The sequence below is a fragment of the Alkalinema pantanalense CENA528 genome (genome assembly GCF_050753345.1).
GTDB classification, from domain to species: Bacteria; Cyanobacteriota; Cyanobacteriia; order Leptolyngbyales; family Leptolyngbyaceae; genus Alkalinema; species Alkalinema pantanalense.
Map to the genome: position 1 here is coordinate 1 of NZ_JBLZFX010000152.1, position 9,190 is coordinate 9,190.

Below are 9,190 nucleotides of genomic sequence, written 5' to 3' on the forward strand. Positions count from 1 at the left end.
TGTACACTTTGCCCATACGATATTCCTACAAGAGTGGATTTCAGAACCAATCAGATCCTAAATCCATTCTCGCTCAAACTCACAAAATTAATCCTGACACTCCACTAGCCAAGCTCAGTCCACCGAATCCTACAATCGATCAGGCTCATGACCTTCCACGGCAATGATGTAATTTAAAACCAGATAGGGCGGCATGGCTCCAGCGATTTCCCCTGTGCTGTTTTGAGTCATGACAGATGGGTTCTCGCCGGATAAATTGATCGCCCCAGGGGTTCCCGCTGGTTTGGTATCTATCGCAGATCGAACGTCCGCAGGCAACTGAAGAGACGGCGCGGAAGTGTCCCCAAGCCCTTTTCCTTGCAGATGCGGATTGTCTTTCGGAAATTGAGATTCGCGGATGGGTTCTGTCCCTCCCTTTTCTCCTTGACGACGTGGGGTTAGCCCAGGCCCTTGGCCCGCCCCCAAGGCAACCCGTCCCCGCAAATCCGGCAAGGCAAAAGTTGTATGCCCATTGCCTCCATAGGTGGTTCCCAGCACCCTAAATAGGGCGACATACTGCGCGATCGGAAGAACTTGACCATGACAAAACGCCCAGCCCTGTGGTTCAAAGTTCCCAGCAAATAAACGAATTTCTCCAATTAGTGGCTTGGACATGGTCAATCACCTCATCACACATCACCAATACATCATTCATAATTCCTAAAGTGATTCATCAGTAATCACCTTAATCAGTTGCCATTAGAGAATGGCAGCATTGTCAGCAATACTATTCGCCAATACTATTTGCCAACACTGTTCGCCAACACTATCAAGATAAAAAATCAGCACTAAACAAATTCAATAGGAGACAAATTTAATAACAAATTTGATATGAGATAAATTCAATATGAAATCAATTTAATATGAGATAAATTCAGCGCACGATCGACTCAGTCTTAAGAGGAACAACTCCCTCTAAGGCAATGATGTAATTCAGTCCCAGATAGGGCGGTACCTGTTCTGTCAATGTTCCTTCCCCCATCGCCCCCGAAGTTGCTGCCATCGGGCTAGGCGCACTGACCGCTGGGCTGGGCTTTCCGGCGGGATTGCGAACCGGAGAGTGACTGTGGAAAGGCTCGCGACGATCGGTCTTTTGGCTCCTGCTCAACTTATCTGCTCCACCCACTTCACCAGGTATCCGGCGAGTCAGCCCCGTGCCCTGTCCTTGGTTGACTACAATGCGCGATCGTAAATCAGGCAAAGCAAAGGTCGTTTGGCCATCCCCACCATAGATTGCACCAATCACTGCAAATAGAGTGCGATGTTGATGAATCTCTAGTAATTGTCCATGACAGAAAGCCCAGCCCGAAGGCGCAAAGTTACCACCAAATAATCGAATTTCCCCAATCAATGGTTCACCCATAGAAACCACCTCATCTCATCGATCAACTCGTCTTGCATTCGCTCCAAATCATCCGAAGGGTTGTCAATGCAGTCACAAAGATCAGTAGGACTGAGAAATCAGTAGTCAGGAACCTCAAAAATTATACGTCGGGATAATTGAAATGTCTTTGCGAGGTTGTAGACATTTACTCGAGCCTTATAACCAGATCACGCAGAAATTCACTCAGAACTACAATATTCAACGGAATAAATCAATATTTGAGGGAATCATCAGAAAAACAATAAAAAGTCCCCAGGATGTGGAGACTTTTTAAAAAGTGGCTGGATGAATTGGAAGGAATTGACCCTGAGCGCACCCTCGATTAACGGTTCACCGTTACAAAAATGTCTTGCAGAATTTCCAGCGCGCCATCGGCCTTCACCAGATTCGCCAGCTTAATGCCGAGTTCTTCAGCCTCTTCGGGAGCTCCTGAAACAACATTTTTGACTAATTTTTGTCCGTCTAAGCTAGCTACCAACCCCGTCAGGGTGAGTTGACCGTCTTCAATGACTGTGTTGACGCCGATCGGAACTTGGCAGCCCCCTTCCAACTCCCGCAGGAAAGACCGCTCAGCATAGCACCGTTGCGCGGTGGGTAGGTGTTCCAGCGCCTTAATCACCTGCAACGTTTCCTCATCCCCCTCACGGCACTCAATGCCCAGCGCTCCTTGGCCGACCGCATGGAGGGAAATCTCAGCCGGGATCACTTGATGGATACGATCGCCGAAACCTAGCCTATGCAATCCGGCATAGGCCAGAATTAAACCGTCATATTCCCCGTCATCCAACTTTGCCAGACGGGTATTTAGGTTGCCCCGCACATCTTTGAAAGTTAAATGGGGGTAGTGATGACGCAATTGAGCTAACCTCCGCAGAGATGAGGTGCCAATCACAGCGCCTTCTGGCAGAGTTTCCAGCTTATTTCCCTTGAATTTTTCGTGCACAACCAGCGCATCCGCCGGGTCTTCGCGCTCCGTCACACAACCTAACATCAACCCTTCGGGAAGATTAGTCGGCAAGTCTTTCAGCGAATGGACTGCAAAGTCTGCCTGACCTTCAAGCATTTGCACTTCTAGCTCTTTGGTGAACAGACCTTTATCCCCAATCTTGGCCAGGGGGGCATCCAGGATTTTGTCACCCTGTGTGCTCATGGTTAAGATTTCAAAGGTGATATCGGGGAACGCTTTTTGCAGTTCGTCCCGAACCCAGTGGGTTTGAACCAGTGCCAATTGGCTTTTGCGGGATGCGATACGGATGGTGCGGGACATATCTTACGTCGAATTGAATAAAGCAAGTTTGAACTACTCTTTCAACCTTACCGCACTGTGTAACGCCAATATTGCAGGGATGACTCCGCAAAACGTTACAGATAATTAAGGAGAGAGCGGGGCACGCTGGATTGCGTTTCCCTTTACCCCTCTACCCCTCTACCCCTCTACCCCTCCAAACCGTTCTTGAATCATCTCTCGCACTGCGATCGCCGTTCCTGGCGCGAGCAAAACTCCATTACGGTAATGTCCAGTGGCCAGCAAGATGTTCTGGTAGCCCGAGAGCCATTCAATCACCGGTGCGGGACGACCAAAGGGGCGTGGACGTAGACCCATCCACTGCGATCGTCGTTCTGCCTGCGCCAGTTCTGGAATGAGTTGCAGGGCTCCTTGCCAGACGGTTTCTAACATTTCCGGCTGGGGTTGAATGGTTCTGAAATCCCGTCGATCGCCCCAATCCTCCGGCGGCAACTCCACCGAAGCCCCTACCCAATATTCCGCTCCGCCCAATGGCACGATATGGATATCGTGGCCCGTCAAAACGGGTTGAAAACTGGCATCCCCTAGAGGCCGTGGCAATTGAATTTGGATCGCTTGGCCTAGGACGGGTCGAATATCCAAGGCAGGCGAGGCGGACTGGAGGATGGCTTGGGTCAATGGAGTCGCTCCCAACCCAGCGGCAATAATGAGGCAATCGTAGGGCATTTCCCCGATCGAAGTTTTTAAAGCTTGTAAAGCTCCTTGGCCCTGCTGTTCACAGAGTCCTGTCACGGTGACGCCCCAACGGAATTCCACACCCCGTTGTGCTCCTCCTGCCAGAAGCGCCTGGGTGATAGTGACAGGATCCACTTGCCGATCGTCGGGGGAATAGACGCCAGCAATTACACCCTGCACATTTAATTGGGGGCAATGGTGCTGTAATTGTTCGATCAACCACAGTTCTAACCGTCGATTTTGTTGGGGCCGAATTTGGATTAATCGCTCCCAAGGATCCAAGCGATCGCCCTCAAATTGCAGCATTAAAATGCCCTGGCGATTGTAGGGGATGTTTGCCTCTGTACAGCTCTCGAGTTCAGGAATGACGCGATCGTACCAATCCACCCCAGCCAATCGCATTCGCAAGTTACGCCCTTTCTCTTTTTTGCTAATTGCGGCCATCAAAACCCCCAAAGCCGCTGCCGTTGCCGTGGCACAGGTGCTTTGTTTCGGTTGAATTGGCTGAGATTGCTGATCGATCAGTGTAATCTGGTGACCGCGAGCCGTCATCTCTGGATGGGTAGCGAGTTCATAGGCGATCGTCGCTCCTACAATCCCCCCGCCAATGACTACAATCCGCATACAATTTCCCAACAAAATTCCCTGTCGCAAATATCTGAAATAGCAAAAAGGAGACATGTCAGAGACATATCTCCCGCTAAACCCATTCAAGTTACAGATTGACCGATCTCAAAATCTGCAGCATCCCTCTTGAGTGGAATGCCCACGGACATTCTGAGTTAAGTCAGAGCTAAGTCCAACACACTAACCTTGAGGTAATACGGAGAAGAAGCTATCTAACGCCTTGTTCAAATTGGTATAGGCGCGAGCGGCTGCACGATAGTCTTTATCAATCCCTGCTCGATCGAGGGAATTCAGCGCCTTAAAGACATCCTTAGAAGCCTCTTCTGCGGTCTTGCGAGCTTCAGGGAAGAGATCCCGAGCCACCGTCAACATCTTGAATCGTAATTCCCCTAGAGGCCCGTGGATAAAGTTGCGCGCAAAGATGTAATCTTCTTGCTCAATTAAGCTTTGAAGTTCAGGGAAGCGATCGCGCATTGCCTGAATGTCACTTGCGTAGGCTTGAATTTGCGCAATTTGCTCTGCCGCATAGGTTTGAGCTTTGGCCTTTTTGGGTTTGGCATCCGCAGGATGGGTAAATGCCACAAACATCACCATCACGAAGGCAAGGGCTACCGCGAGAATCGACCGAAACTTTGACATAGTCCGAGTTAAATATTTTTATGCAACACAACAAGCCGAGCCAAGCTCCTCAAAATCGCAGCCGCGATCGGCTCCGTAGTGAAGTGTATCAAACTGCGGGATAACGAATGAAGCAGAGATCACGAATGTTACAACCTTGTTAACAGAATAGCCCTGGAAGGATTTAGATCGATTGGCGTTTCAGCAACCGCAAGATTGCGTCGTTGACCTTTTCAGGCCAGTCTTCTTGGACATAGTGACCGACTTCATACAGTTCTACAAATTCGCCATCGGGTACCACTGCGGCTAACGCTTTAGCGGCTTCTACGGGCAACCAGGGATCCCGCATTCCCCAGCCGATCAACAGGGGCTTGCGCCAGGTTTTTAGGCCCTGCTCCAGTTCCGCACTCACCTTAGCCAATTGTAAATTTTGCACCATGGCATGGAGAGCCCGCCCCGCATCGGAGGTTTTAATCCAAGGGCGGCGATAGATGTCCATGTCCTTATCTTCCACACGGTAACCCCCTGCGCCCTCCAGAATTTTGTCCGGCAAGGTGAAATCTTGGACGAGCGCTTCTCCTATCAAAGGAATGCCTAACTGTTTTAGTTTCCAGGGCAGTTTGACGGTTTGAAAAATCGGCGCATTGAACACAGCTAACCGCTCGACCCGATCGGGATTACGCAAGGCATATTGGATCCCCGCTGTGGCTAGAAATCCTTGGGCCACGATCTTACAACTGGCAATCTCCAAGGCATCTAAAAAGCCGCCCAACGCTTCAATCAACAATTCTGGGGTATAGGCAAAGTCCAAGCGATCGGGCATATCCGAATAGCCACAGCCTAACCAATCGGGTGCGATCGCCCGATATCCCTGCTCCGTTAAAACGGGCAAAACCTCCCGCCAACCGTAGCTTTGAGACACTAATCCATGGAGTAAAACAACGATCCCCACAGGCTCCGATCCCTTAGGTTTGGTCTCACGGTAAAACCATTGATAGGAACCAACTTGAACCTTAGCTTCCGCAATTTTCATCTTCTAATCTCCCACCCCAGCCCAATAACCCTACCCTGAAACTCCAAGTCGCCCAGGAAACATTAAGTTTCTTGAAAAAATCGCATTCTGTAGCTTTAGATACAGAATTTATGGAGTATACTTCAATCAAGAAGGAGAACTAGCTAGGGAGATGGTTCCCCCCCCTCGACGGAGTTTGGGACTGCCTACACTGATATTGAAAGACAGTCTGAACCATCCCCTTACTTCATCTCACTTCCCACTCTTTCCTATCTACTACAGAGGAGACCTGGTTATGTCGATCGAACAAAGAACTCGTGCCCTGATGATTCGCCACCAAAACCTGCAACAGAATCGGGAACGTTGTGTTCTCAGCCGTGCAGCCGCTGAAATGGGTCTGACTAGTGAAGAAGTACGGTTTGAGAATAAGGGCAAGGCCCATGTCAATGTCCTCGGATTGGATGATGGCCCTCGAGTTGGCAATAGCTGATCCACATTCATTGAGAGCAGATGTTTCCTAGTTAAAACAGAAGCTTTCTGGAATTTGCAAACTTAAAGCCGTCTGAAAAGTTATGTCAGATCATCAGAGCCTCCTCAATTGGGAGGCTTTTGTTGTGCTTTTGTCGGAGGATAGGTGTGCGCCACCGCACATACAAAGCAAATAGTACAAAGCCCACTCAGTAATGAGTGGGCTTTGTAGAGGTAAATCTCAATTAGATGAATCTAGGATTCAGTTCAGACATCCTTAGAACGTGAAGGTTGTCCGGACAGTCCCAATCAATGCATCATCGTTGCTATCCACTTGACCGGGATTGATCACCCAGATCAAACCAGGGGTGATGGAGATGTTGTCATTGATTTGGTACTTGTAGAAACCTTCAACGTGCAGAGGAATAGAACGACCAGCACGAGTTGCAACACCGGTTTGGCGGCCAGGAGCGTAGGGAGCAGCGCCTACTACAAAGCCCAGCAGGTTACCCTTGGCACCGAAGTCGGGCAATGCTAAACCTGCGCCATAGCTCCAGATGTCTTGGCTTCCAAAGCCATCATCAATGAAGTTAGCTTGCGCGTACATCCCAAAGGCATTGAAAACCAAGGTGGGGCTGAACTTGTAAGCCGCAGAAATACCAAAAGCATTGACCTTAGCAGCATTGGAAGTTGCTACAACGCTGGGGCTGTTGGCAGCCAAGGACCCCACGGCTGAAGCAGTGCCATTACCGCCTGCATCGAAGATGCCACCGCCACTACGGTATGCATTCACGTAGGTTGCTGCCACTTGGAAGTTAGCATCGGCAGGAGCGTAGCTGACTTGAGCCAAGATGCTATTGTCACCGTTGAACAAGCCGTTCTTGTTGGCAGGGTTGTTAGCGCTGTCTGCCAAGTAACCACCGGTTACCTTCAGACCACCACCCAAGTCATAGGTACCACCGATACCAGCACCACCACCGATCGCGTAGATGGGGTTACGTTGACCAAAGACAGACAACGTGGTGCTACCACTATCGCCAGAATCCAAAACGGGGTTAGCAGTTGGCGCATAGTCGTAGTGCAGACCGCCCACAGCGGGGATATACACCTTCAGGTTCTCGATCGGGCTGGTGTAGTAAGCAACCCAGTCAACGATCACATTGTTGCCACCAGTGTTACCAAAGTTGAAGGTTTGCAGACCTTCAGAACCGCCACCGGGCAGGGTGAAATTGTTAGCGTTGCCTGCAGCCAAACGGGTAACCAGCAAGTCCTTACCGGTGAAGCTGGTGTTCAAAGACAAACGAACACGATCTTGGAAGACAGTGTTGTTACCGCCACCCGTGGGGGTTGCAGAAAACTCATCGGTGACCGCGAAGATCACTTCACCCGCCAGCTTGGTGGTGGTGGAAAATTGCTGCTTCTCTAGGGTTGCAGTCTTAGCTTCCAACGCATCGACACGACCGCGTAGGGTTGCCAATTCAGCGGCAAATTCTTCTTGCAGTTTTTGCAGAGTAGCCAGGTCTTCCTTTTTGACCAGGTCAGCTGTTGCAGCCGCGATCAATTCGTTGACGCGATCCATACAAGCATTCAGACCAGCCGCGAACTCGTAACGAGTCATGGCCCGGTTACCACGGTAGGTCCGATCGGGATACCCTGCGATACAGCCGTAGCGCTCAACCAGAGATTGCAGTGCTTGGAAGGCCCAATCCGTGGGCTTCACATCAGACAGTTGAGATACAGAGGTAACTTGACCAATGGAGTTAGCAGACTTGCCTTCTTGGCTGTACTGGCTGACTTGGCTCAGCGCATCCACAGAAGTTGCTTGAGTTTCTGCCTTGGCAGCAGAGGTTCCAAGCAGCAGAGCCGCCGCCAGAACAGCAGGGCTAACCAGTAAAGAGTTCAATCGGATGTTTAGCATGTTTTTTCTCCTCACAACCTGTGTCAAAGATACTTTACACAGGGACATTTTTAGATCGGCAGTATTTCGCCAGACTAACCCAAAGTAGAGTTTGTTCTAACAAAACGTTGTGTCTAAGATCACAGTTTACCAGCAGCCTACCCGATTTGCTAACTTAGGCACACTAAACTTCAGCACTCCTAAGTTACTTTGTCGAGCAACAAATTTGGTTGAGCAACAAAGTGAGCTAAATCTAGATGACTGCCTACTCTCCTAGGATAACAACTTCATCCAGTTTTCTGGAGACAGCCTTTCCTAGCCTCTACCAAAAGATAGAAGACGCTTTACAAAGTGACACAGTGCGCAGTCTAAACAATATTCTTCCCAAAAATTCTTTCAAAAAACTATCCGCTCCCCCTAACCTAACTCAGTTGATTTAAGAGCTAGATATTAGGAGGAGCGGTCTAGCGGGTCTTCAGTGGATACCTTGACTGCCGGGAGAACCCCAAAGCAAACCAAGCGCCATTAAGACTCATTGGGTTTTTACAACCTGAAAGGACTTGTAATTAAGTTCAGTGACTTAACAAGCCGGGGATGTAAGACCCATGCTGGCCTAGCTTAGAGAACAGCCCCGGAACACAGCCGGACTACACCAAACTGACGACCCAAACGTTTACTACTATCTTGCATGGGCAACACCTCCGCTATTTGCTAAACAACAAATAATCTCAAAGACAAAAGCCAATAAAGCTTTGGCCTAAGGCATGAGGAACTCAAATCCTCTAAGTTCAACGTAGCACAGATTTTTGAATCAGCAAGGGGTGCCGGAGTCTTATTTCGTCTCAGACGTTCGTAACTCCCTTTCGGTTAAGGGACTGATCAAGACACTAACTCCGATCTCGAACCTTGAAATTCAGCCTGCTCAAAACGAAGAGGGGTCGATCGACCCCTCCTAAGGTAATAGCAATGTTTATGAACGATGGGATTAAGCTCGCTTGATCCCGGCAACCTTAAAATTCAAAAAACTGGCAAAATTTCCCACACCTTACAGCGCGTTACCTCGAGGCAGTACCTCTTCGGGGAAAGTAAAGTGTTCGTGAATCTGGTCTTGAGGAGCCATCCATGCACGGATCCCCTCGTTCAACAGAATGTTCTTCGTATAGA

General features: G+C 49.5%; 8 protein-coding genes and 1 pseudogene. 1 reads left to right on the forward strand and 8 read right to left on the reverse strand.

Annotated elements, in window-relative coordinates; genetic code table 11:
* Positions 1 to 129: 129 nt before the first annotated feature.
* From ACN4EG_RS26295 to ACN4EG_RS26320, 6 genes are all read right to left on the reverse strand, one after another.
* Positions 130 to 654, reverse strand: a complete 525-nt coding sequence (locus ACN4EG_RS26295; protein ID WP_431633250.1) for a phage tail protein — start codon at positions 652 to 654, stop codon at positions 130 to 132.
* A gap of 259 nt (positions 655 to 913) precedes the next feature.
* Positions 914 to 1,402, reverse strand: coding sequence for a phage tail protein (locus ACN4EG_RS26300; protein ID WP_431633251.1), 489 nt, complete (start codon positions 1,400 to 1,402; stop codon positions 914 to 916).
* Between the two features lie 343 nt (positions 1,403 to 1,745).
* On the reverse strand, positions 1,746 to 2,690 hold the full coding sequence (gene hemC / locus ACN4EG_RS26305) for a hydroxymethylbilane synthase (protein WP_431633252.1): 945 nt from the start codon (positions 2,688 to 2,690) through the stop codon (positions 1,746 to 1,748).
* Positions 2,691 to 2,849: 159 nt separating this feature from the next.
* Complete coding sequence (locus ACN4EG_RS26310; RefSeq protein WP_431633253.1) at positions 2,850 to 4,028, reverse strand: NAD(P)/FAD-dependent oxidoreductase; 1,179 nt, start codon at positions 4,026 to 4,028, stop codon at positions 2,850 to 2,852.
* A 183-nt stretch (positions 4,029 to 4,211) separates the two neighbouring features.
* On the reverse strand, positions 4,212 to 4,670 hold the full coding sequence (gene psbQ, locus ACN4EG_RS26315) for a photosystem II protein PsbQ (protein WP_431633254.1): 459 nt from the start codon (positions 4,668 to 4,670) through the stop codon (positions 4,212 to 4,214).
* 163 nt (positions 4,671 to 4,833) lie between these two features.
* A complete protein-coding gene (locus ACN4EG_RS26320; RefSeq protein ID WP_431633255.1) occupies positions 4,834 to 5,682 on the reverse strand; it encodes an alpha/beta fold hydrolase in 849 nt (282 codons plus the stop codon).
* A gap of 274 nt (positions 5,683 to 5,956) precedes the next feature.
* Here ACN4EG_RS26320 and ACN4EG_RS26325 point away from each other — a divergent pair, with 274 nt between their 5' ends.
* On the forward strand, positions 5,957 to 6,151 hold the full coding sequence (locus tag ACN4EG_RS26325; protein WP_431633256.1) for a hypothetical protein: 195 nt from the start codon (positions 5,957 to 5,959) through the stop codon (positions 6,149 to 6,151).
* Between the two features lie 255 nt (positions 6,152 to 6,406).
* Here the strand turns inward: ACN4EG_RS26325 and ACN4EG_RS26330 are convergent, their stop codons facing one another.
* Both ACN4EG_RS26330 and ACN4EG_RS26335 read right to left on the reverse strand, forming a co-directional pair.
* Complete coding sequence (locus ACN4EG_RS26330) at positions 6,407 to 8,047, reverse strand: iron uptake porin (protein ID WP_431633257.1); 1,641 nt, start codon at positions 8,045 to 8,047, stop codon at positions 6,407 to 6,409.
* 1,024 nt (positions 8,048 to 9,071) lie between these two features.
* Positions 9,072 to 9,190, reverse strand: a pseudogene (locus tag ACN4EG_RS26335) (photosystem II D2 protein (photosystem q(a) protein)); the annotation flags it as partial.

What these genes read in the sequence shown, in the direction of transcription:
- ACN4EG_RS26330 (WP_431633257.1), bottom strand. Translation starts at nt 8,047, where the DNA reads ATGCTAAACATCCGATTGAACTCTTTACTGGTTAGCCCTGCTGTTCTG.
- ACN4EG_RS26310 (WP_431633253.1), bottom strand. Translation starts at nt 4,028, where the DNA reads ATGCGGATTGTAGTCATTGGCGGGGGGATTGTAGGAGCGACGATCGCC.
- psbQ (WP_431633254.1), bottom strand. Translation starts at nt 4,670, where the DNA reads ATGTCAAAGTTTCGGTCGATTCTCGCGGTAGCCCTTGCCTTCGTGATG.
- ACN4EG_RS26295 (WP_431633250.1), bottom strand. Translation starts at nt 654, where the DNA reads ATGTCCAAGCCACTAATTGGAGAAATTCGTTTATTTGCTGGGAACTTT.
- ACN4EG_RS26300 (WP_431633251.1), bottom strand. Translation starts at nt 1,402, where the DNA reads ATGGGTGAACCATTGATTGGGGAAATTCGATTATTTGGTGGTAACTTT.
- ACN4EG_RS26325 (WP_431633256.1), top strand. Translation starts at nt 5,957, where the DNA reads ATGTCGATCGAACAAAGAACTCGTGCCCTGATGATTCGCCACCAAAAC.
- hemC (WP_431633252.1), bottom strand. Translation starts at nt 2,690, where the DNA reads ATGTCCCGCACCATCCGTATCGCATCCCGCAAAAGCCAATTGGCACTG.
- ACN4EG_RS26320 (WP_431633255.1), bottom strand. Translation starts at nt 5,682, where the DNA reads ATGAAAATTGCGGAAGCTAAGGTTCAAGTTGGTTCCTATCAATGGTTT.